We start from the raw sequence: 21,033 nt of genomic DNA, 5'->3' as shown, positions 1-21,033 counted from the left end.
ATTCATTAGCTTTTTGATCAGGGGCAATGCAATGAGCGATAACAAAAACAAGATTACTCAAGCGAACCATGAATTCAGTTTTCCGCGTAGAGACTTCCTCAAGTACAGCGCCGCTGCCGCAGCGGTGGCCGGGGCGTTCTCCATGGGGCTGCCGTTTGGCGCCCTTGCCGGGGAGGCCACGCCAAAACCCGGCGGTGTACTGCGTCTGGGCCTGGCCGGAGGCAGCACCACGGACTCCAAGGATCCGGGCTCCTGGGCGGACACCTTCACCTTCGTCGGCTTCTCGGCGGTCTATAACACCCTGACCGAAATTGCCGTCGACGGCACGGCCATCCCCGAGCTGGCAGAAAGCTGGACCTCGACCCCGGACGCGCGCATCTGGACCTTCAAAATCCGTCAGGGCGTGACCTTCCACAACGGCAAGACCCTGACCGCCGACGACGTGGTCGCTTCGATCCAGCACCACCTCGGCGAGAAATCCACCTCGGCGGCCAAGACCGTGCTGGGTGACGTGGCCAAGGTCAGCGCCAACGGCAGCGACAGCGTGGTGTTCGAACTGCACTCGGGCAACGCCGACTTCTCGTATGTGGTCGCCGATTACCACCTGGCGATCATGCCGAGCAAGGATGGCGCGGCGGACTGGCAGGCCGGCGCCGGCACCGGTGGCTATCGCCTCAAGGACTTCGAGCCGGGCGTGCGCATGACCCTGGAACGCAGCCCCGATTACTGGAAACCGGGTCGGGCACACTTCGCCAGTGCCGAATTGATCGCCATCGCCGACGGCGCGGCGCGGGTCAATGCGCTGGTCACCGGGCAAGTGGATGTGATCAACAAGGTCGATCTGAAAACCGTCGCGCTGCTCAAGCGCAACCCGAACCTGGTCATCGAAGAAACCAAAGGCGCCCAGCACTACACCTTCCCGATGCTCACCGACAGCCAGGTGTTCCAGAACAACGACGTGCGCCTGGCGATGAAGCACGCGATCAACCGCGAAACCCTGCTGGCTTCGGTGCTGCATGGCTATGGCCTGGTGGGCAACGACCATCCGATCCAGCCTGGCAGCCGCTTCATCAACACTGCGCTGGAGCAGCGCACCTACGACCCGGACAAGTCGCGCTTCTACCTGAAAAAGGCCGGTCTGGATTCGCTCAAGGTTCGCCTGCAAGCCTCCGACGCTGCCTATACCGGCGCCGTAGATGCTTCGGTGCTGTTCAAGGAACAGGCTCGCGCCGCCGGGATCGACATCGACGTGGTGCGCGAACCGGCGGACGGCTTCTTCTCCAACGTATGGATGAAGCAACCGTTCACCACTTCGTTCTGGTACAGCAGCCTGACCGCCGACCGCATGTTCAGCATCGGTTACGCCAAGGGCGCGGCGTGGAACGAAACCCACTGGGACAACCCGCGCTTCAATCAACTGCTCAACGCCGCTCGCGGCGAAATGAACGACCCGCTGCGCCGCGAGATGTACAACGAAATGCAGGCGCTGTGCCGGGACGAGGGCGGGGCGATCGTGCCGTTGTTCGCCAGTTCCGTGGCGGCGCGTTCCAACCGTGTGGTTCACGGCGGGCAGACCGCGCCCTATGGCGAGCTGGATGGCCTGCGGGTGATCGAGCGGTGGTGGCAGGCGTAGGCACTGTAGGAGCGAGCTTGCTCGCGATGGAGGCCAACGGTAATGCGGGAAACCTGATTCACCTCGGTGTCTTCGGGTTTTTCGCGAGCAAGCTCGCTCCTACAGGGGCTGCTATCTGTATTGAGGAACTGCACGATGAGAAGTATTTTCAAGCTGTTGGGGCAGCGTCTGGCGCTAGGCCTGCTCTCGCTGTTCGCCGTCTCAGTGATTATTTTCCTGGCCGTCGGCATGCTCCCGGGCGATATCGCCCAGGCCATGCTGGGCCAGTCGGCCACTCCGGAAACCGTGGCCGCCTACCGCGCGCAACTGGGGCTGGACCTGCCGCCATTGTCCCGCTTTGGCCATTGGATCTGGCAGTTGCTGCACGGTGATCTCGGTGTGTCGCTGGCCAACCAGCGGCCGATCGCCGAACTGGTGGGTACGCGTTTGGGCAACACCTTCAGCCTCGCATTGCTGGCAGCGCTGGTGTCGGTGCCGCTGGCTTTGCTGCTGGGGATGCTCGCGGCGTTGTACCGCAACAGCTGGTTCGACCGTTTGCTCAACACCTCGGCGCTGAGCGCGGTGTCGTTCCCCGAGTTTTTCGTCGCCTACATCCTGATCCTGGTGTTCGCGGTGAAGCTCAACTGGTTCCCGAGCATTTCCAACCTCGCGCCGGACGCCTCATTGGGCACGGTACTGGAGCGTTCGGTGTTGCCGGTGGCGACCCTGAGCCTGGTGGTCATCGCGCAGATGATGCGCATGACCCGCGCATCCTTGATCAACCTGCTGGCCAGCCCCTACATCGAAATGGCCCGGCTCAAGGGCATCAGCCAGTCGCGGATCATCTTCCGTCACGCCTTGCCAAATGCCCTGGCCCCCATCGTCAACGTGGTGGCGCTGAACCTCGCGTACCTGGTGGTTGGCGTGGTGGTGGTCGAAGTGGTGTTTGTCTATCCGGGGCTCGGCCAGTTGCTGGTGGACTCGGTGGCCAAGCGTGACATCCCGGTGGTGCAGGCCTGCAGCCTGATCTTCGCCGCGACCTACATCCTGCTCAACACCAGTGCCGATGTGCTGTCGATTGCCAGCAACCCACGCCTGATGCATCCGAAGGGGTAGACCATGAGCCTGTTAAAACAAGTGTGGCAGGCGCCCCTGAGCGCCAAGTTCGGTTTGTTGATGATCCTGCTGTACGTGCTGGTGGCGGTGTTCGCGCCGGTATTGGCACCGTTCGGCGAAACCCAGGTGGTGGGCGAGGGCTTCGCCCCCTGGGGCGGGCAGTTCCTGTTGGGCACCGATAACCTGGGGCGCGACATGTTCAGTCGCCTGGTCTATGGCGCGCGCAACACCCTGGGCATAGCCTTCCTCACCACCGTCCTGGCGTTTCTGCTCGGCGGCTTGAGCGGCTTGATCGCGGCGATCAAGGGTGGTTGGGTCGACCAGGGATTGTCCCGGGTGGTGGACATCCTGATGGCCATTCCGCAACTGATCTTTGCCTTGCTGATTCTCAGCGTGGTCGGCACCACGGCGACGTCGCTGGTGCTGGTGATTGCGCTGCTGGATGCGACCCGGGTGTTTCGGCTGTCTCGTGCTGTGGCGATGAACGTGGTGGTCCAGGATTTCGTCGAAGCCGCACGCCTGCGCGGTGAAGGCCTGTGGTGGCTGGTGACCCGCGAGGTGTTGCCGAACGCGGCGGCACCGCTGATTGCCGAGTTCGGCCTGCGTTTCTGCTTCGTGTTCCTGTTCATCAGTGCGCTGTCGTTCCTCGGCCTGGGCATCCAGCCGCCCACCGCCGACTGGGGCAGCATGGTGCGCGACAACGCGGTGCTGATCACCTTTGGCGACATCAGCCCGTTGCTGCCCGCCCTGGCCGTGGCCTTGATCACAATCAGCGTCAATTTCGTCGTCGACTGGATGCTGCACAAATCCAGCGGCCTCAAGGAATGCTGAACATGACGACCTCAAAACCTCTGCTGGAAATCCGCAACCTGCACATCGAAGGGCATTACGAAGATGCCTGGCATCCGCTGATCAAGGGCATCGACCTGACCCTGCAACGGGGCGAGGTGCTGGGGCTGATCGGCGAGTCCGGCGCGGGCAAGTCGACCCTCGGCCTGTCGGCCATGGGCTACACCCGCGACGGCTGCCGGATCACCGGTGGCTCGGTGCACTTCGACGGCATCGACTTGCTCTCCGCCAAGCCTGAAGCCTTGCGTAAACTGCGGGGGCTGCGTATTGCCTATGTGGCACAGAGCGCGGCAGCCTCGTTCAACCCGGCCCATCGCCTGATCGACCAGCACGTCGAAACCGCTGTGAAAAACGGCGGCATGAGCCGCGAGCAGGCCATGCGCGAGGCGGTGGAGTTGTACCGGGTACTGCGCTTGCCCAATCCCGAAACCATCGGCCAGCGCTATCCGCATCAGGTCTCCGGCGGCCAGTTGCAGCGGGTCATGACCGCCATGGCGATGGCCTGCCATCCGGACCTGATCATCTTCGACGAACCGACCACCGCGCTGGACGTCACCACCCAGATCGAGGTGCTGGCAGCCATTCGTGACGCGGTTGCGACCTATGGCAGCGCGGCGATCTACATCAGCCACGACCTGGCGGTGGTGGCGCAGATGGCCGACCGCATCATGGTGCTGCGTCACGGCAAGCTGGTGGAAGAGGCCGAAACCCGGCAGATGCTCGGTGACCCGCAGGAGGACTACACCAAGTCGTTGTGGGCGGTGCGCAGTTTTCGCACCGAACCCAAGGCCTGTCCGCAGCAGGAACAACCGCTGTTGGAACTGCGCAACAGTTGCGCCAGTTATGGCCAGCAACCGGTGCTGCACGACGTTTCCCTCAAGCTCTACCGTGGTCAGACCCTGGCGGTGATCGGCGAGTCTGGCAGTGGCAAAAGCTCCACCGCGCGGTTGATCACCGGATTGCTGCCACCAACTTACGGCCAGGTGCTGTACGACGGCGAACCCTTGCCGGCGGACTTTCGCCAGCGCAGCAAGGAGCAACTGCGGCGCATCCAGATGATCTACCAGATCCCCGACACCGCGTTGAATCCGCGTCAGCGCATCGTCGACATCATCGGCCGGCCGCTGACGTTTTATCTGGGCCTCAAGGGTAAAGCCATGCGCGCCCGGGTTGCCGAACTGCTGGAGATGATCGAACTCGACCCCGCGACATTCATGGATCGTCAGCCCCGGGAGCTGTCCGGCGGGCAGAAGCAACGCATCTGCATCGCCAGGGCCCTGGCGGCCGAACCGCAACTGATCATCTGCGATGAAGTGACCTCGGCCCTCGACCAACTGGTGGCTGAAGGCGTACTGAAATTGCTCAACCGCATCCAGCAGCAACTGGGTGTCGGCTATCTGTTCATCACCCACGATGTTGCTACTGTGCGGGCGATCGCCGATGAGGTATTGGTGATGCAACGGGGCAGGGTGGTGGACCACGGCTCGCGCAGCCAGATCTTCACCCCGCCGCATCAGGACTACACCGGGCTGCTGTTTTCTTCCGAACCGCAAATGGACCCCGACTGGCTCGACCGGTTGCTGGCCACGCGCGCTTCCACACCTTCAACCGATACGCTGGAACAAGTCTAAGGAACCACCATGAAAGTACTGATCGTCCACGCTCACCCGGAGCCGCAATCCTTCACCGCCGCCCTGCGGGACCAGGCTGTCGCCACGCTTGAAGCCCAGGGCCACGAAGTGCAGGTCAGCGACCTGTACAAAATGAACTGGAACCCGGTGGCCAGCGACGCGGACTTCTCGAATCGGGAAAACCCCGAATACCTGGTCTACGCCCTGGAGCAACGCCTGGGCGTGAAGAGCCAGTCGCTGGCGGCGGATATCCAGGCTGAGCTGGACAAACTGCTGTGGGCCGACCTGCTGATCCTCAACTTCCCGATCTTCTGGTTCTCCACCCCGGCCATGCTCAAGGGCTGGATCGACCGGGTGCTGGTGTCGGGCATCTGCTATGGCGGCAAGCGTTTCTACGATCAGGGCGGCCTGGCCGGCAAGAAAGCGCTGGTGACCGTGACCCTGGGCGGGCGTGAACACATGTTCGGCGAAGGTGCGATTCACGGTCCGCTGGAGGACATGCTGCGGCCGATCCTGCGTGGCACCCTGGCTTATGTTGGTTTTGATGTGCTGGAGCCGTTCGTGGCCTGGCATGTGCCGTACATCAGTGACGAGGCGCGCCAGCAGTTTCTGGTGGATTACGGGCAGCGACTGCAGCATCTGAGCGATGATCAGCCGCTGGTGTTTCCGAAACTGTCGCAGTTCGATGAACAACTCCATCCGCTGACAACCAATGCCTGATTAACACCCTAAACCCTGTGGGAGCGAGCTTGCTCGCGATGAGGACATCAGCTTCAACATCTATGTTGACTGAGCCACCGCCATCGCGAGCAAGCTCGCTCCCACAGGTTTTTGGTGTGTGCCAGGTATTCTGCAGCCTGCTGTTCCGGATCTGTTTAACGGCTGTCAGCGTTACTTCCAGCAAGCTACGACGGCTTGCGTCATTGCCTACAGCTACGCCAGAATCCGCCGGCTTGTGCGTCTTGGAGCCGGGTTCTATCATTTGCCGGTCGCTGGAAAACAACAGCGATGGGGTTTGGTAGCCCGGTTATCCAGGCGCAGAGCACCACGCTTTGCAGAGTATTTTGTCTCTGCTTAATGGTGGTCATGCGTAGGGCGTCTTCGGATGCGCCGGGTTCCTGGGCCGGTCTACCAACCTGCGTATCGCCACCACCCCTCGTTTGGTATTGGCAGTGAATCGGGCGCTGGATCGGCTCGATCCGGCTGAGTAACCGCACATCCGCAGATCACCAATAGACCTGCAGGAGCGAGCCTGCTCGCGATATCGGCCGTACATTCGACATTTATGTGCCTGATACACCGCCATCGCGAGCAGGCTCGCTCCTACACAACGTCCACCGTTTGTTCGGAAGTCCTTCTGTGCGGGGCCGTTGAACTACACTTTTCAGTTACTCCACCCGATCGGCAGGCGACGCATGGCGCCGCTTGCCGCCCGCCAGTCGACCCAAAGGCTTGCCCGTTGTGGCAAGCCTGTCGGAGGTCATCATGAAACGATTTTCATCGGTCAGCCTATGTATCGCATTGTCGATTTTGAGTGCCCCGGGATGGGCGCAATCGGTGGTGCCGATGAAAGGGCAAAGTTCGCAACAAACCCAGGCCGACATCAACGAATGCAACAGCATCGCCGCCAGCCAGAGCGCCTCGACGGCTTCCACGCCTTCCGGCGGGAGGATCAAGGGTGCTGCTGCCGGGGCCGCCGCTGGCGCGGTCGGGGCCCAGGTGCGCGGCAATCAGCATGACGAAGCTTATGATCGTGTCGACGATGACAGGAAACAGGACTATCGCCAGAACCGCGCCAAGGAGACGGCGGCGGCCGGCGCCGTGGTCGGTGCTTCACGTCAGCGCCAGGAACGCCGGGAGCAATCGAAAACCACGCAGGCGAACACCACGACGGCTTACACCAGCTGTTTGCAAGGCAAGGGTTATCAGGTCAATCCTTGAATCAGGTATGGAACAAACTGTGGGAGCGAGCTTGCTCGCGATGGCGGCGGCACATTCAACATCCCGGTGTCTGACCCATCGCTATCGCGAGCAGGCTCGCTCCCACAGGGATCTTCAGTGTTTCAAGAATTCGGTCGAGAGCACAAATTCCGGGGCTTGAGCTCGCTGTTTCAAGAAAACAGACGGATAAGGAAACGGCCTGTAGCTCAAATCTGACAACCGTTCATCGGTGAACTACGCTGCGATACGTACTCTGGATTTGAATTTCGTGACGTAAGGATCTGACACATGCGGAGCAGGCTGCTCGCTGTATTGTTTACTGTTTTCGGGATGTTTTGGTCGGTGCAACTGTGGGCTGAAGACGCCCCGAAAGTGGTCGATGCTCCCGTTGAATTGAAAGTGGCCAACCGCAGCATCATGGTGTTTCGCGCGACCATCCTCGGTGAAGCCCCGGCCTCGCGGGTCAAACGGGCGAAAGCGGTGATCGGTGAGGCGCTGGATGACGCCGACGACCTCAAAGTCACCCTCGACCCGATCATGAAAAGCTACATGGTGCTGTTGGGTTCTCGCCGTGCTTTTATCGTTTCGCCCAAGGATTTCGACGAGACCGAATTCGACTCGGTGCAACTGGCCGCCGAAGCCGCGGCCGACAGGCTGCGCCAGGTCGTGGCCGAAACCCGGGAAGCCCGTAGCCTGCAGTTGATCCTGCGTTCCGTCGTCGCTGCGTTGCTGGCCACCGGCATTTACATCGCGCTGCTGTTCGGCATGTCGTACCTGCGGCGCAGAGTGCTGCAGAAACTGCCTGAACTGATGCATCGGCACACCCAGGCGCTGAAAGTCGGAAAGGTTCCGCTGATCGACGCCAACTTCCTGTATCCATTGGTCAGCCGCGTGCTGGAGTTGCTGCGCTGGGTCATCGTGCTGCTGCTCTCTTACGAGTGGTTGGGGTTTGTCCTGTCGCGGTTTCCCTATACCCGGCCTTGGGGTGAAAGCCTTAACAACTATCTGCTGGAAGTCGCCGACTATTTGCTGCAAGGGATTCTAGGGGCCATCCCCGGGCTCGGCGTGGCGCTGGCGATCTTTTTCATTGCCCGTGGCGCGACAGCGTTCTCTCGCCGGATACTGCGGCGCATGGCCACGCCCGGCACCTTCAACTGGCTGAACCACGAAACCCTGAAACCGACTCAGCGCCTGACTTCGCTGGCGATCTGGTTGTTTGCCCTGGCCATGGCTTATCCCTACTTGCCGGGTGCGGGTACCGATGCGTTCAAAGGCTTGTCGGTGCTGGTCGGCCTGATGATCTCCCTGGGTGCTTCCAGCGTCGTCGGGCAGGCGGCGGCCGGATTGATCCTGACGTACACCCGAACCCTGCGTCCCGGTGAGTTCGTGCGCATCGGCGAGCACGAAGGGACGGTCACTGAGCTGGGCATGTTCACCACGAGCATTCGTACCGGCCTGGGCGAAGTGCTGACCCTGCCCAACTCGATGATCACCGGTACGGTCACCAAGAACTACTCACGGGTTGTACAAGGCCCCGGTTATGTGGTCGACACCGTGGTCACCATTGGCTATGACACCCCCTGGCGGCAGGTCGAAGGGATGTTGCTGGAAGCCGCCAGACGCACGCCCGGCGTCCTCGAAACCCCACCGCCGCAGGTGTTCCAGACGGCATTGTCGGACTTCTACCCGGAATACCGGCTGGTGGCCCAGGCCATACCCAGCCAGCCTCGACCGCGCGCCGTGCTGTTAAGCATGCTGCACGCCAACATCCAGGACGTGTTCAACGAGTACGGTGTGCAGATCATGTCGCCGCACTATCTGGGCGATCCGCAACAAGAGAAATGGGTGCCCAGGGACAAGTGGTACATGGCGCCTGCGCAGGAGTCGAAGGAAACGTTGAAGTAATGGCAGGGTGGGATAGGTAGAGCGAGGACGAGCATTGTGCAGGGGGCGATGAGCGACCCGGGGGAGGCCGCTCAGTTGTAGCGGTGTCAGAAAAGCATATAGGCGGATGCAGTCGTCTGATTCAGGTCGATCTCTCCGACCTCCAGAACTTCGTATTCAGCGCGCAGGCCGATGTTGCGAAAGACATCGAACTCGACGCCGACGCCGTAGGTCAGGTCAACCCCGGTATCGTCGTCGGTGGCATTGCCGTCGGCGTCCCAGGCGTGAGCACCGACACTGCCGAATACCCGCAACCGATCGCCCAGCGGAAAGCCGACATGGGCCGCAGCCTGAGCCGATTTACCATCGAAATCGACATTCTTGTCCTTGAATTGACCCAGGTCGACGTAGGCCCCCTCGAAGGCCAGGTAGCTATTGACGCGATACCCGGCATAAACCTTGTAGCTGGTGTCGTCGTCGTCCAATCTGGATTCGTCGGTCTGTATGCTGCTTACGCCAGCTCCAAGATATAAACCTTTGTCATCAGCGAGCGCCTGAAAAGACAGCAGCGATAGCAGTGAAGCGAAGCCAAGGTTTCGAAGTAGCATGGGTGGTGGAGTCCTTGTTCAGGTTTGTCTGGTGTTAGGGTTCGGCGAGCATTTGAGGGGCCATGAAGGGTTAATAAAAATCATTGATTGATATTTTTGAGTCGTAAGGCGGGATGTTTTCCGGACATTGAAAGTAGCGTCTTGCCAATGCTTGAATTGGCAGCGCTTTGGAGAACAACCAGCCTTGTGCCAATAGAACCCCCTCCGAGACCAGATGCGGCAGTTGCTCCTGAGTCTCGACACCTTCGGCCACGACCTTGAGTCTCAGCGACCTGGCCAACTGGGCAATGTGGCGCCACAAGGCATCCTTGGCCGCGATCTTGTCGTCGGCGATGAATGAGCGATCTAATTTCAGAATGTCGAAAGGCACTGAATCGAGGAGCGAGAGGTTGGAATAGCCGATACCGAAGTCGTCCACGGCAATGCGATGTCCGCACGCACGAAGCCGTCGCAATTGCAGGGCGGCAGGCTTCTGATCGATCAGGGTCCTTTCGGTGATTTCAAAAGCCATGGCGGACACTGGCATGTTGTAGGTTGCCAGCACGCTGGCCACATAGTCTGGAAAACTTGGGTCCTGAATATCCTGGGCGCAAAGATTGACCGTAATGTAGAAGTCCTTGCACGCCCAAAGGTAGGTGCTGTAATCCTCCGCCACTTGTCGAATCACTGAACGCGTAAGTATGCGGATCAAGTCGGATTTTTCCGCCACCGCAATGAAAACATCCGCAGGCACTTGGGTGCCGTTGTCGTTCCAGCGAGAAAGTGATTCAGCGCCCACCAGATAGCCCGTCGTCAGGTTGACGATAGGCTGGTAGTGAACATCCAGCCTGTTGGCTTTCAGGGCATTGCGAAGCCGTACGGCGGTAGAGGTGTAATGCCGTTTGACACACCATGCGAGCAAAAACAGCGCTGCGAACACGCACACAAGGCCAATGAATAATTTGAATTTGAGACTCGTCAGGTAGCTCAACGGAAGAGAAATGACCGAGATCAGTTCATTTCGGTTGCCCGCAAAGGCGATGAGGACCTTGTCTGCCGAGGTAACCAGTTCTTCCAGGTGGAACGGTTTCTGCATCGCCAGCGGTTTGTGGCCCGTAGAGGCAATGGGCACTGCGCCGCCGGGGCCGATGAGGTCCAGTTGCAGGTCCTTGGGAAACTTCAAGTTGTCGAGCAGGAGCTTCTTGTTTGCCCAGACGTAGGTTGACTGTTCCGACACAATGATAAAATCGGTGTCCGCGGAAACCGTGTGGCCAGCATCCACCCAGTAGGTTCGCTTTCCAACGGAAAACTTGCGCTTGTCGCTATCGGCCAGTATCGAGGGAGGTGCTTGTCCGTTGGAGGAACAGATCTTGCCATTGGGCAACTGGATTGCCGCTTGATCAACAAATCGCAGGTTCTTGACCAGGTCAGCCAGTTGTGAGTATTGCTCTACGGAGCATTCCTGACCCGAGCGATCGAGATCGCCGAGGGTTTCCAGTACTTTGTCGATCTGCGCATTGGGCTCCACTTGAGCAGCACGCAGATCGGCATAAACATTATTCAACTTCCGTGCAACGAATTGATCCGCCAGCCCTCCAGCACAGAACCATGCGGCCCAACCTGTTGCAGCAATCAGACATACAGTGACTGCGTGCCTTCCAAGTAACGCTTTATATGCGGCAACCATCGAAAAACTCCGAGGTATCATTAATTCGCTGTGCTTTCTGTAGTCACGGATTAAGCGACTTCAGTACCAGTCAATTACCCAAGCCAACAAGATGCCGCTGGCATAGACGGTAAGACACAGTGCGATTTTCTGCTTGAGTGGCAGTGTGTTTATTCGATGTTGCATGCTTATCTCCTTGAGTAGGCAAATAAGCAATTGTGGAAACTTGTGGTTAATCAAGGGAAATCATTAATCATCATTTTCGGGGCTTTGATAAACGCCTGTTAACGATAATTTCTATCCCCGACGACCTGGTTGTAAACAGATGAGGTCGTGTTCCTTGGCCTGGCCGAGTTGCGCTTGGCCGTTTCCGACGGCGTCTCTCCGTAAGCCAGTTGATAGGCCTTGGAAAACCGGCCCAGATGGTGAAAATTCCAAAACATCGCGGTTTCTGTGACGGTAGGCCACGTTTTATTGATCAGATCGCGACGGGCGCTTGCGAGCCTCAAGTTTCTGATATAAGCGATTGGCGATATCCCGAACGTTTCAATAAAGCCAAAATGCAAAGTGCGAGTGGTGGTTTCCAGTTGCCTTACCAGCGATTTTATAGTGAGCGTTTTTTTTGTGTTTTCATGGATGTACTGTATGGCTTGTATCGCCACCTTTCTTCTTGTCGGGACTTTGCGGATGAAGCGGCCAGCGGGCGTCAACGATTGCAACAGAGAAGCGAGTACCGCACTTTCAATCGTCGAACCTTCTGTTTCGCTGCGCTGTGCTGAAGCAGCGTCGTTGATGTCGACACAGCACGCGCTGATGGCTTGAATGGCCGATTGTATGAATTGAAAGTTTTCAGCCTGGAAGCGGTGTTGTGTTCTGTTTGCAAGGATATCTATGACAGAGTGATGTTGGCGGCACCGCTCATAGTTTTCCAGTGTCGTGGTGATGGTGAAAAGTGTTTCATTCGGTTCGCAGGTGTAATGCACCGATTCATCACTGTGCAGTACGATGACTTCGTCAGGCCGTAGTTTTTGATTGTTTACGACGGGTCGGCCAATCGGTGCCTGGGAGATGGCGAATGTCACGAATCCGGCAGGGACAGAACTGACCAGCGTCACGGATGAGTCGAACTCAAGGCGACTGCACTGCAGTTGCGGACTGTGAAAGAGTTTGTGTTGCCGAATGCGCGCTTCATGCTCGGTCGGAATAAGGCTCATTTCCCATTTGCCTATTGTTCTATTCAGTTGGCTCGGCAAGGCAGAGGACAAATGAAAGATCTCGTCGGGCGGTGCGATACTCATGAAATTGAAGGCTCATCTGTTAAATGATAAGGGTCAAGCCTGACGGGCAGTCATGGAGAAGATGCGCGATTGGGCGTTCTCGCTGTCGGTGAGATCGACCCCATTGTCATTGGCTTTGAACGGGTTTTCAGAGTCCCCGGATCAGTTCCAGTTCCGCCGAAAATGCGTACTTGCTGTCCAACGGTGAGTCGTCCATGTGTTGAACGCTGCGCGGATCGATTTTCGAACTGAAGATCTGCGATTGGGGTTTCATCGGATCAATGGCTGCTGCTGTAAAGGCGTAAAAGTCGTCAATACGATAACCGTTTTTTACCTGATAGCCAGTTTTCACAGTAGTTGGGGCCTTTTTGTTGGTTTCGACACTCGTCAATTTTGCACTGTAGACACCCTTGTCGTCGGCCATGGCCTTGAGAGAAAGCAATAAACCAAACGACACGGTGACGAAGTTTTTCAGTAGCATCGAGGCGATTCCTTATTAACAGTTTATTCAGGCAGCGCAGAATGTCAGCTGCATCTCTGCCACGACTTGGGCTGCAAATAATCTCACTTCGATGGTGCCTGCCAAAGTCAATAACTCATATTTGTCAGGTCGTCAGAAGAGGCCAGTCAGCGTTTGCCCGCCCCTCATAGAAGTATGAGCGAACTGGCGTAGCTCATGCCTGTGTCACTTTGTGGTGGGGCGGGGAGAGTAGAATCACTGCTCTGCTCGTCTGTATGATACTCATTCTCACTGTAAATCTTCAGATGCGATAGTTTCTGGCTGTCATCCGGGCTTGTTTCAACTTCATAATATTCAATGGTCGTGCTTTCGACGGAGTGCTCGTCGTGCGCCAACGAATAAAGTGGAATGGCAGACAGAAACAAGACCCCCAGGAATCTGAAAGTCGTCGATTTATGGGCTCGCAGGAAATGCATGGCGTTCACTTGATTCCCTCTGTAGGGCATTGTCCCGGACGAGAATCAAGCAGGCTCGATTCCAAGGATTATCGAGGAGGGATTTTTGGCGGGGGAGACGTTTGATTCAAATCAATAAGTATTATTTTTGTTTGAAAATTCTTTGATGTGAACCTTTGCCAGACGGGTGTCGAGCCCGTTCGGGAGGCCGATTAATGGTTCATGCAGCGCAAACGGCCAAGTTCATGGATGTAAAAACACACCGCGTTTTTATCCTGGGTCGGGATCAACTCGTAGTTCAGAATGGCGCCTTCTTGCAAGACGTATTGACGTCTAAAGAACAAGTCAGGGGTCTTTTCAATGGCAAAAAGTTCATTGTCCTGGCTGAGCTTGATGTTGCTGACTTTGATCTCGACGTGTTTATTGCTTTCTCCGATTATGTTCGCTGAGATGGTCGCGTTGCGGATTTTCCCATTCAGGCTTTCCAGCGTGGTCCCCGTGAGCCTGCCATGCCCGATAGTGAGGTACTCTTCGGTGTTGAGTTGATTGAGATCTTCCAGCCATTGTCGGGATTTTGTCTGGTAACTGATATTTTCCATGTAGTGCGAAGGTGAGTAAACGAAAGAGAAAATGCACAGTGCATTGATCAAGCCTATAAGAGGCCAGTGAACCGCTTGCGAAATTTCAAATTTCATAAAGTGACTTCCAGACATTGACGAATCATCAAGGCGAGGTCCCTTTCGCTGCTGTTCAATTGTAGATTTGCAGTGCTTAGATCCTGGCGGATGCACGAAACGGAATAATTGGCTTTATACAGGTTGATCCAGACCTGGCCCTTCAGGTTTGGTGGCAGCTGTTCGGTTTGTTTGGCGGACAACTCCATCAGCGCTTGCGCCTCGGCAAGATCGCTGCCCACGGCGTGTATGACCAGCCCATTCTTGTCGGTACTGGAAATTTCAATTTTTGGCGCGTCGAAGTCGAATTGAAAAACAGTAAAGGCAACGACTGCCAGCGTAACGATATAAGCGATCAGCTGGGCTTTTGTAATGCGCGCGGATTCATTGGTTTTACCTGAGGGTGCCAGCAGCCCGTCACTACCAGCCGGCGGTAGTTGCTCAGGGATGGGGGCGGGGGGCTGCGTTGTTTCCTCCCGGGGTGCCGGTACATGTGCTTCTGCATCGACGACACATTGCCGGTTGAAGCAATATCCTCGTCGAGGAACAGTCATCAAGATCTCGTGATCCCGGCTGTCATTGAGAATATTGCGTAGTGAGAAAACCGTTTGATTCAAACTGCCGGAGGCAACCACGCGGTCATTCCAGGTGTAGTCGATGATTTCATCGCGGCTTTTAGTGACACCTGGCTCCATGAGGAGCAGGTCCAACAGGCGCGACTCAGCTCTACCTAGCGTGGAATTCTGTACATCTCCATGGGGTGTTGTAATGGAAAGCATGGCGCTGTCCGGGTCGAACACCGCGACGGCGCCATTTTTCAACTTGAAGGTGTAACTCATAGAAATCTTCCGTTCAGGCGGTGCTGGCCTGAGTATAGGGGCCGGATTTGGCTCGGTACATTCTGGTCTGGGAAGTGAACGAAGATGAGGGCCCAGCGGAAGGTGCACTGTGTGTTGCATTTACGATGCTGGATTGGCTCGTTTCAGAGGCGTGCAGTTCGGCAAACAGCCCTGTCTGTCAGAGGTATCCGTTCAATCATACAAAGGAAAAGCATTGCTGGATGACCCATGGTTTTCGATTTGGACACCATGAATAATGCTTGGAATGGATTAACTGCGCTATCCGAAAACTGCAAGCTCGGGCAGGAGGGGGGACGCGCGGCTACACCTCAATGAACTAACCTCGCTGTTGCGCCAGGTTTCTGTATCAGCCTGAACTATCAGGATACAAATCAATGATGGTGTTCTTGTGCACTTGGCTTGTGAAAGATTATTTTTGATTCTTATTAGCTTTTAACCAGGGACGTTACCGATTTAAATGGATCTCGAGGAACGTTGCGTGTCCACGGTTTGTTTCTCGCGGCGTCAACGATCCTCACCTCTCGTTCTACGACTTTGCCCCGAGTCCTTTCATGAAGGGCCCGGGGCTTTTTTTTGGTTCTTCACGCCGTTGTCGTCATCGATCAAGGCAAAACATCGTAGCCACGTTGTTGCAGGCAGCTGCTGTAGACGGAGTTGTTGGCGGTGATGCTTTGTTCGCTCTCACTCAGATTCTCCCGGCGCGCCTGGCGTTGCCTGGCGCCCCCCACGACGACGCCGGCAGCCGCGGCACTGCGTGCGTGGTTCTGGCGATAGTCTTGGCGGGTATCGTCGTCGATCTGATCATAGACGTTTTCATGTTGGCGGCCCCGAACTTCCGCCGCCGTCGCACCGGCTACCGCGGCGGTTGCGGCGCCCTTGGCCCGACCACCGGAGGGCACGGTGCTTTGTACCGGATGCTGCGCGTTGGCTTGGGATTGGCAGGCACTGGTGTCCTGCTGGATGGCCTGGGAGGTCTGACCTTTGAGGGGAATCACGGTTGCCGCCAGGGCGCTGGTGCTCATCAACAGCATCAGGATCGCCAGGGTATGGGCCAGAATTTTCATCATCGAGTCTCGCGTCAGGCGTCGGCACGGCTAACGGTTTGTCAGAGGGAAAACGCGGCGTGGCGCCACGTTGAAACCCCATGCCGGTTTGCTTGCAATGCCATCCAATGCCGGTGGACGGCAGGCACTTTCACGCTTGCGATGGGGTTTGCTTGAACGTCAATGCTTGAGGAGCAGGGCCTGCATATCGTCTGACATGCCTTTGAGTGCAACCTTGAAGTCATTGGCAACAATCGGCTGCTTGGCATTCTTGATGGTCTCGCCGAACACCTTGCGCACGATCTTCGCTACCGGCAAACCGGTTTTGGCGTCGATCAGGTTGGCTTCGATGTACATCTCGGCGGTCTGGTCCCGGTGCCCGGTGGCTGCTTGTGTCGCCCCGACAATGGCCCCGATTGGTACGACCTCATACCAGTGCATGCCTTCGTTGTTGGCGCTGACGTGAGTGATCGCCGCCTGCAGGATCAGCGACCGTGAATTGGTCGGCGCCAATTGTGGATAAGGGACGATCGCGTAGCGGCGGGCAAAGGCGGTCTTGACGCTGTTGCTGGCCATCAATTGCAGGTCTTGCAGGGTTTTCAGGCTGACGCGCGCGGTCGGCTGCGGCGATGGATACAGTTCCATCTGCCTGAACACCACAGTGGAATACGCGCGTGGATCGAACCCTGGCGATACCCAGCGCAATACTTTCTGCTCACTCGGCGTAGTTTGCTCCTCCAGGCCCTGGTAATTGCCCAGGAAGCCCGAGTATTGCTCTTGCTGCGCGACTTGCGAGACACAGCCGACCTGAAATACACAGCTCAAAGCAATACCCGCAATCCATTTATTCGACATGCCCATATGTTTGGTTCTCAAGTGATGAAAGTTGTCATTCGGGTTCCGACCTGGCCCCGGCATTGGTCCGGGCGCCTTGTTTTCAGGCACTGGTATTTGCCGGTCGGTTACGCAAAGCAGGTGCTTGCACGCCGGTCAATGCGGGCCGAATGCTGCCCGTAGCGGCGGGATAATCCGAATCAATAACTCTCAAAAACTGTTAAACACACGGTCAGGACAAATTGCACATCGATCACAGTTGCCTACGCTAACCCTTTGCAGCGCCGGTTTTGGCGCCGCCGTGACGTTCCTGTTCCCACGCTGATACGCCGTTTCGGACGGCCTGAAGGAGGCACCGCATGGACCGATTCACCGGCGGTTGTTTGTGCGGCAAAGTGCGTCTTGTCGCGTCGGGGCGCCCGTTCCGGGTTGGTGTTTGTCACTGTCTCGACTGCCGCAAGCACCATGGGGCGCTGTTCCACGCGTCCGCGATATTTCATCAGGATGCCGTGACAATCGAGGGCGAAACACGTGACTACGCCGGGCGGCACTTCTGTCCGCAGTGCGGTTCGTCGGTGTTCTCACGCAGCGCAGACGAAGTCGAGGTGAACCTTGGATCTCTGGATGCCCCTGACCAGTTGACGCCAACCTACGAGAGCTGGACTGTGCGGCGCGAGGCCTGGTTGCCGGCGTTTGCACTCACCCGACACTACGAGCGCGATCGAGACGGCACGGGGCGATTTGAGGATTAGCGGGCACCTGTTCATATGCCATAACAAGCGGCTATGACAATGAGCGCGAGAAAACACACCAACTGAACGCTAAAGAAGGCAAACCGAACTGCCACGAACGCATTGGTTTGCTCATGGGAGACGTGAACCAATGACTGGCACACGCGAGCGATCAGGACGAGTGTGGACAAGTAGTTCACTACGGCGCCGCTGACATCAAGGGCTGTAATCACAAACACGATGACGCCAAACACAGGCAGGTTTTCCACACAGTTGGCATGGGCCCTTGTCCCGCGGCGATACCAATCTTCGCCTTCGAGCCGATCGCTTCGGAAAGAGGCGATCGGAACACTCGAGAACAGGATTGCGACCCAGCGATAAACCCCGACGGTTGCCATCAATAGCAGCAAGGTCCAGGTCGCAAACCCAAGCAGCATCCACATCGGTATCGTCATGGCCGCCATCCTCGATGGTTCATTGTCAGCACGTCGTCCCGCAGCGCGACCGACGAGCAGTCAGTCGCGCGCTGTCGGTCAATTGCTCATGATGGGGGCCAGAGCGGTCTGAATCCTGGACATCTGTGCTGGCGTTGTCATCTGCGTCAGCAGTCGACCGAAGTGTGGATGCCGTACGCCCGAGATAATGTATTGCCAGCGGTAGGCACTCAGCACGCAGGCCTTGATTTGCGCGGTCTCATCGACACTGAACGATCGTGAAGCATGACTGATGAAGTAGTCGGCATCGGCTGCCGATTGTGCCTGCAGGATCGCGTCGACGGCCGCTACCAGCGTAATCAGGTCATTCACTGCCTGGTCGTGCTCGGCCGACGAGAGTTTCGCGTGCTCGTCCTGCCATTCCAGCTCATCGAGTACGACGTGCCGGCTTTCATCCTTCCAGTGGAATTTGAAGACATCCTTGAACAACGGGCACAGTTCCTCGCGCGGGGCGATGCTTTGCACGTAGTGCGCCTGAACAAACAGCTCGATGTGACAGGTCAGCGCCAGCACCGACCAGGTACTGGCCGCCAGTACCGCGCGCGCCACCTCGTTTGGATCGGCAACCTGACGATATCCCGCTGGCAATTTCGAACTCATCATCGTCTCCATGCGCCGAAACAACTCCTGGTGCTTGATCTCGTCATTGGAAAAACGCACCAGTGCTTCAAGGGCCAGTTGATTGTCAAATACATGGGCCCGACCCTGATCGAGCATCTTGGCACTGATAAAACGCTCAACCAGGCCAAAGATGTACGCATAGGTCCGGCCCTGGATCTGACTGAGCAGGCGCGCCTGGGCCGCATCGAGAAAGGTCAGGCGGTCGACCTGCGACAGTCCGTCGGGGAGGAATTTGCGCGAGAAGTCGAAACTGCGGTCCTGGAGCAGATCGCGATCGATCTGCCATTCGGACTTTTTCGATGACCTGACCATTTGCGCATAACGGGCGGTGTTGCCTGACGCTGAGCCGGGTAGGGTAACGACGCTGTTCATATGGATCTCCTGCTGCCCTGGTGCCGTTGGAATGGGGCAATTTCGGTTGACGTCGGAGCCAATGACCCTGGGTGAAGCCTCTGGGGACAGTTTCGATCGCTGATTCCGCGTTGGTGCTAATCTAGGCGTCGCAGTTCAGGCGGTGAATGACCGGTGCGCCTGAAAACCTGCTCCGGACTCCGGAAAGGAGGGCGGTCAAGTGTTGGATGCGCTTTCTGATGTGTTGCGTGTGATTCGGCTGTCTGGAGGGGTCTTCCTCGAGGCGGAGCTCACTGCGCCCTGGTGCATCAACGGCAGAATCTCGGCAGATGATTGCAAGCCGTTCCTGGCGGCACCTCGACACATCATTGCGTCGCACTTTGTCGCCGCTGGGCGCATGCAAATTCAAATCGACGGTGGTGCCGCCATCGAGGTAGGGGCAGGCGAACTCGTTTTGCTTCCTCGCAACGACGCACATTCTTTTGGCAGCGACCTGAGCATTGCGCCCATGCCAGCCAGAGAAGTCATCCAGCCGCCAGAAGTCGGCGGCATATCACGGATCAAGTACGGAGGGGGCGGCGAGGCCACGCAGTTGCTGTGCGGGTTCCTCGGTTCAGAAACACCCTTCAGTCCGTTGCTTTCGTCGTTGCCTTCCTTATTGAAACTGGATTTGCGTGCGACGGCTTCGGGCACCTGGATCGAAAGCTCCTTTCGTTTTGCTGTCAGTGAAATCGCGGCGGGCCGCGTCGGCTCGACAACGGTCATCGCCAAGCTATCGGAGCTGCTATTCGTCGAAGCCGTCGGCCAGTATGTCGCCAGCCTTCCCGCTGAGCGGCGTGGGTGGCTGGCGGGGTTGCGGGATCCGCATATCGGGCGCGCACTGGCGCTATTGCATGCCCGTCCAACCGAAGGCTGGACGGCAGAAGCCCTGGCGCTTGAGGTGGGCATGTCGCGCTCGGTGTTCGCCGAGCGCTTCACGGCATTGGTCGGACAGCCACCGATGCAATACCTGACGCTGTGGCGCATGCACGTGGCGGCTCAACAGTTGCGCGAAGGTCGCGGCAATGTGGCGCAAATCGGCTTTGCCGTTGGCTACGACTCCGAAGCCGCGTTCAGTCGCGCATTCAAACGCCAATTCGGCACATCCCCCGGCACCTGGCGCAGACAATCCGCATGAGAAGGGGCGGTACCACCTCTTGATGGTTACCTGACCAGGCTTGACCCTTGCTCAAGGATATCGAGGCGATTCTGCCCGAGCCTGACTGGTTCGTAGCGCTCTGGCTACCTGGGCTTGAATCTCGTAGGCAGGCGCCTCGACGGCTTCGTAATCACGGGTATAACGAGTGGCGAACTCGCGATCGCCCCATTGCTGGTACTGCTGCACGTGCTTCAACTCATGCGCCCACAGCGCGACATCGTTAAGTGCATCTTCGGGATTTCGAAAGACGATGATGTCGATAAGGGTGACCGCACGTACATCAGGATTCTGCAGCATGGTGTGTGCGGCGTTCAGCTCCACATCATCGCCTACCTTGTAGCGAACCGAATCGAGCACTTGAATGTCATAGTAGGGTTCGAGCTGGGCCCGGATATTCAGCGGGATTGGCTGGATATCGCCGGTTGCCGCGGTGTTGCGCGATTGCACAATCCAGTTCTGCAATCCAGAGGCCGCCATCTGGTTCATGTCGTCGAAGATCGTTCCAGCTTCCTCTTCGGAACCTGGAGCACAAAAACAAGCGACCATGCAGACCTGATACTGCCCGGCCGGGCAGGCGAAAACCGAGGACGAGGTGCCAGCGCAAAAGAGCACGATCGCTAACCGGAAAACTTGACGCAAAAAAATAGCTGGCAATGGGTTCTCCCATGGGCAATGGCGGTCGGCAGGCAATACGTTGGGCGTCTCGCGCCCATTGTGCTGCCGCGTGTTGGACCGCTGCGACACCGTTC

Annotated in this window: 20 protein-coding genes; 9 read left to right on the top strand and 11 right to left on the bottom strand. The window is 57.6% G+C overall.

Translation table 11 applies throughout. The features are described from left to right. The first annotated feature begins 31 nt into the window (after nt 1-31). From PSJE_RS03405 to PSJE_RS03375, 7 genes are all read left to right on the top strand, one after another. Nucleotides 32-1,633 carry an ABC transporter substrate-binding protein gene (locus PSJE_RS03405; RefSeq protein WP_090455101.1) on the top strand — a complete coding sequence of 534 codons (1,602 nt, stop codon included), beginning with the start codon at nt 32-34 and terminating at the stop codon, nt 1,631-1,633. A 135-nt stretch (nt 1,634-1,768) separates the two neighbouring features. Then, nucleotides 1,769-2,728: an ABC transporter permease gene (locus tag PSJE_RS03400; protein WP_057714915.1), complete on the top strand. Its 960-nt coding sequence runs from the start codon at nt 1,769-1,771 to the stop codon at nt 2,726-2,728. A gap of 3 nt (nt 2,729-2,731) precedes the next feature. Then, entirely contained in the window at nt 2,732-3,559 is an 828-nt protein-coding gene (locus PSJE_RS03395) for an ABC transporter permease (protein ID WP_090455102.1), read from the top strand. A 2-nt stretch (nt 3,560-3,561) separates the two neighbouring features. After that, on the top strand, nt 3,562-5,208 hold the full coding sequence (locus PSJE_RS03390; protein ID WP_090455103.1) for an ABC transporter ATP-binding protein: 1,647 nt from the start codon (nt 3,562-3,564) through the stop codon (nt 5,206-5,208). A gap of 9 nt (nt 5,209-5,217) precedes the next feature. Next, nucleotides 5,218-5,928 carry an NAD(P)H-dependent oxidoreductase gene (locus tag PSJE_RS03385; RefSeq protein ID WP_090455104.1) on the top strand — a complete coding sequence of 237 codons (711 nt, stop codon included), beginning with the start codon at nt 5,218-5,220 and terminating at the stop codon, nt 5,926-5,928. A 765-nt stretch (nt 5,929-6,693) separates the two neighbouring features. Next, a complete protein-coding gene (locus PSJE_RS03380) occupies nt 6,694-7,149 on the top strand; it encodes a YMGG-like glycine zipper-containing protein (RefSeq protein ID WP_090455105.1) in 456 nt (151 codons plus the stop codon). 288 nt (nt 7,150-7,437) lie between these two features. After that, nucleotides 7,438-9,054 (top strand): mechanosensitive ion channel family protein, encoded by a 1,617-nt coding sequence (locus PSJE_RS03375; RefSeq protein WP_090455106.1) that lies wholly within the window; start codon nt 7,438-7,440, stop codon nt 9,052-9,054. 86 nt (nt 9,055-9,140) lie between these two features. Here PSJE_RS03375 and PSJE_RS03370 read toward each other — a convergent pair whose 3' ends face one another. The 8 genes from PSJE_RS03370 to PSJE_RS03330 form a co-directional block, all read right to left on the bottom strand. Further along, nucleotides 9,141-9,641 carry an outer membrane beta-barrel protein gene (locus PSJE_RS03370; RefSeq protein ID WP_057714909.1) on the bottom strand — a complete coding sequence of 167 codons (501 nt, stop codon included), beginning with the start codon at nt 9,639-9,641 and terminating at the stop codon, nt 9,141-9,143. 70 nt (nt 9,642-9,711) lie between these two features. Continuing rightward, a complete protein-coding gene (locus PSJE_RS03365) occupies nt 9,712-11,307 on the bottom strand; it encodes an EAL domain-containing protein (RefSeq protein WP_090455107.1) in 1,596 nt (531 codons plus the stop codon). A 263-nt stretch (nt 11,308-11,570) separates the two neighbouring features. Further along, nucleotides 11,571-12,584 (bottom strand): helix-turn-helix domain-containing protein, encoded by a 1,014-nt coding sequence (locus tag PSJE_RS03360; RefSeq protein ID WP_057714907.1) that lies wholly within the window; start codon nt 12,582-12,584, stop codon nt 11,571-11,573. A 127-nt stretch (nt 12,585-12,711) separates the two neighbouring features. Further along, nucleotides 12,712-13,044, bottom strand: a complete 333-nt coding sequence (locus tag PSJE_RS03355; RefSeq protein WP_090455108.1) for a hypothetical protein — start codon at nt 13,042-13,044, stop codon at nt 12,712-12,714. Between the two features lie 646 nt (nt 13,045-13,690). After that, nucleotides 13,691-14,173 carry a hypothetical protein gene (locus PSJE_RS03345; RefSeq protein ID WP_090455109.1) on the bottom strand — a complete coding sequence of 161 codons (483 nt, stop codon included), beginning with the start codon at nt 14,171-14,173 and terminating at the stop codon, nt 13,691-13,693. Then, the gene (locus tag PSJE_RS03340; protein ID WP_090455110.1) at nt 14,170-14,991 is read right to left on the bottom strand and encodes a transcriptional regulator; all 822 of its coding nucleotides are present in this window, start codon (nt 14,989-14,991) and stop codon (nt 14,170-14,172) included. The genes PSJE_RS03345 and PSJE_RS03340 overlap by 4 nt, the downstream gene beginning before the upstream one ends. A 623-nt stretch (nt 14,992-15,614) precedes the next feature. After that, complete coding sequence (locus PSJE_RS03335; protein ID WP_090455111.1) at nt 15,615-16,076, bottom strand: hypothetical protein; 462 nt, start codon at nt 16,074-16,076, stop codon at nt 15,615-15,617. A 159-nt stretch (nt 16,077-16,235) separates the two neighbouring features. Beyond that, a complete protein-coding gene (locus tag PSJE_RS03330; protein ID WP_057714902.1) occupies nt 16,236-16,916 on the bottom strand; it encodes a DUF3313 domain-containing protein in 681 nt (226 codons plus the stop codon). 332 nt (nt 16,917-17,248) lie between these two features. On the opposite strand from PSJE_RS03330, the gene PSJE_RS03325 reads away from it, so the two are divergent. Further along, nucleotides 17,249-17,641 carry a GFA family protein gene (locus PSJE_RS03325; RefSeq protein ID WP_057714901.1) on the top strand — a complete coding sequence of 131 codons (393 nt, stop codon included), beginning with the start codon at nt 17,249-17,251 and terminating at the stop codon, nt 17,639-17,641. Between the two features lie 11 nt (nt 17,642-17,652). Here the strand turns inward: PSJE_RS03325 and PSJE_RS03320 are convergent, their stop codons facing one another. Next, nucleotides 17,653-18,075 carry an MAPEG family protein gene (locus PSJE_RS03320; RefSeq protein WP_090457871.1) on the bottom strand — a complete coding sequence of 141 codons (423 nt, stop codon included), beginning with the start codon at nt 18,073-18,075 and terminating at the stop codon, nt 17,653-17,655. Nucleotides 18,076-18,153: 78 nt separating this feature from the next. Next, a complete protein-coding gene (locus PSJE_RS03315; RefSeq protein WP_090455112.1) occupies nt 18,154-19,107 on the bottom strand; it encodes a diiron oxygenase in 954 nt (317 codons plus the stop codon). Between the two features lie 199 nt (nt 19,108-19,306). Between PSJE_RS03315 and PSJE_RS03310 the strand changes: the two genes are divergently transcribed. Next, nucleotides 19,307-20,263, top strand: coding sequence for an AraC family transcriptional regulator (locus PSJE_RS03310; RefSeq protein ID WP_090455113.1), 957 nt, complete (start codon nt 19,307-19,309; stop codon nt 20,261-20,263). A gap of 51 nt (nt 20,264-20,314) precedes the next feature. Here the strand turns inward: PSJE_RS03310 and PSJE_RS31510 are convergent, their stop codons facing one another. Further along, a complete protein-coding gene (locus PSJE_RS31510) occupies nt 20,315-20,938 on the bottom strand; it encodes an eCIS core domain-containing protein (protein ID WP_256355706.1) in 624 nt (207 codons plus the stop codon). Nucleotides 20,939-21,033: the final 95 nt, after the last annotated feature.

This window comes from Pseudomonas jessenii, assembly GCF_002236115.1.
Lineage (GTDB): Bacteria > Pseudomonadota > Gammaproteobacteria > Pseudomonadales > Pseudomonadaceae > Aquipseudomonas > Aquipseudomonas jessenii.
The sequence above is the reverse complement of the archived record's forward strand: the minus strand, read 5'-3'. Positions and strand labels throughout refer to the sequence as shown.

What these genes read in the sequence shown, in the direction of transcription:
- PSJE_RS03365 (WP_090455107.1), bottom strand. Translation starts at nt 11,307, where the DNA reads ATGGTTGCCGCATATAAAGCGTTACTTGGAAGGCACGCAGTCACTGTA.
- PSJE_RS03320 (WP_090457871.1), bottom strand. Translation starts at nt 18,075, where the DNA reads ATGACGATACCGATGTGGATGCTGCTTGGGTTTGCGACCTGGACCTTG.
- PSJE_RS03360 (WP_057714907.1), bottom strand. Translation starts at nt 12,584, where the DNA reads ATGAGTATCGCACCGCCCGACGAGATCTTTCATTTGTCCTCTGCCTTG.
- PSJE_RS03390 (WP_090455103.1), top strand. Translation starts at nt 3,562, where the DNA reads ATGACGACCTCAAAACCTCTGCTGGAAATCCGCAACCTGCACATCGAA.
- PSJE_RS03355 (WP_090455108.1), bottom strand. Translation starts at nt 13,044, where the DNA reads ATGCTACTGAAAAACTTCGTCACCGTGTCGTTTGGTTTATTGCTTTCT.
- PSJE_RS03315 (WP_090455112.1), bottom strand. Translation starts at nt 19,107, where the DNA reads ATGAACAGCGTCGTTACCCTACCCGGCTCAGCGTCAGGCAACACCGCC.
- PSJE_RS03325 (WP_057714901.1), top strand. Translation starts at nt 17,249, where the DNA reads ATGGACCGATTCACCGGCGGTTGTTTGTGCGGCAAAGTGCGTCTTGTC.
- PSJE_RS03340 (WP_090455110.1), bottom strand. Translation starts at nt 14,991, where the DNA reads ATGAGTTACACCTTCAAGTTGAAAAATGGCGCCGTCGCGGTGTTCGAC.
- PSJE_RS03400 (WP_057714915.1), top strand. Translation starts at nt 1,769, where the DNA reads ATGAGAAGTATTTTCAAGCTGTTGGGGCAGCGTCTGGCGCTAGGCCTG.
- PSJE_RS03335 (WP_090455111.1), bottom strand. Translation starts at nt 16,076, where the DNA reads ATGAAAATTCTGGCCCATACCCTGGCGATCCTGATGCTGTTGATGAGC.
- PSJE_RS03380 (WP_090455105.1), top strand. Translation starts at nt 6,694, where the DNA reads ATGAAACGATTTTCATCGGTCAGCCTATGTATCGCATTGTCGATTTTG.
- PSJE_RS03345 (WP_090455109.1), bottom strand. Translation starts at nt 14,173, where the DNA reads ATGAAATTTGAAATTTCGCAAGCGGTTCACTGGCCTCTTATAGGCTTG.
- PSJE_RS03330 (WP_057714902.1), bottom strand. Translation starts at nt 16,916, where the DNA reads ATGGGCATGTCGAATAAATGGATTGCGGGTATTGCTTTGAGCTGTGTA.
- PSJE_RS03395 (WP_090455102.1), top strand. Translation starts at nt 2,732, where the DNA reads ATGAGCCTGTTAAAACAAGTGTGGCAGGCGCCCCTGAGCGCCAAGTTC.
- PSJE_RS03370 (WP_057714909.1), bottom strand. Translation starts at nt 9,641, where the DNA reads ATGCTACTTCGAAACCTTGGCTTCGCTTCACTGCTATCGCTGCTGTCT.
- PSJE_RS03385 (WP_090455104.1), top strand. Translation starts at nt 5,218, where the DNA reads ATGAAAGTACTGATCGTCCACGCTCACCCGGAGCCGCAATCCTTCACC.
- PSJE_RS03375 (WP_090455106.1), top strand. Translation starts at nt 7,438, where the DNA reads ATGCGGAGCAGGCTGCTCGCTGTATTGTTTACTGTTTTCGGGATGTTT.
- PSJE_RS03405 (WP_090455101.1), top strand. Translation starts at nt 32, where the DNA reads ATGAGCGATAACAAAAACAAGATTACTCAAGCGAACCATGAATTCAGT.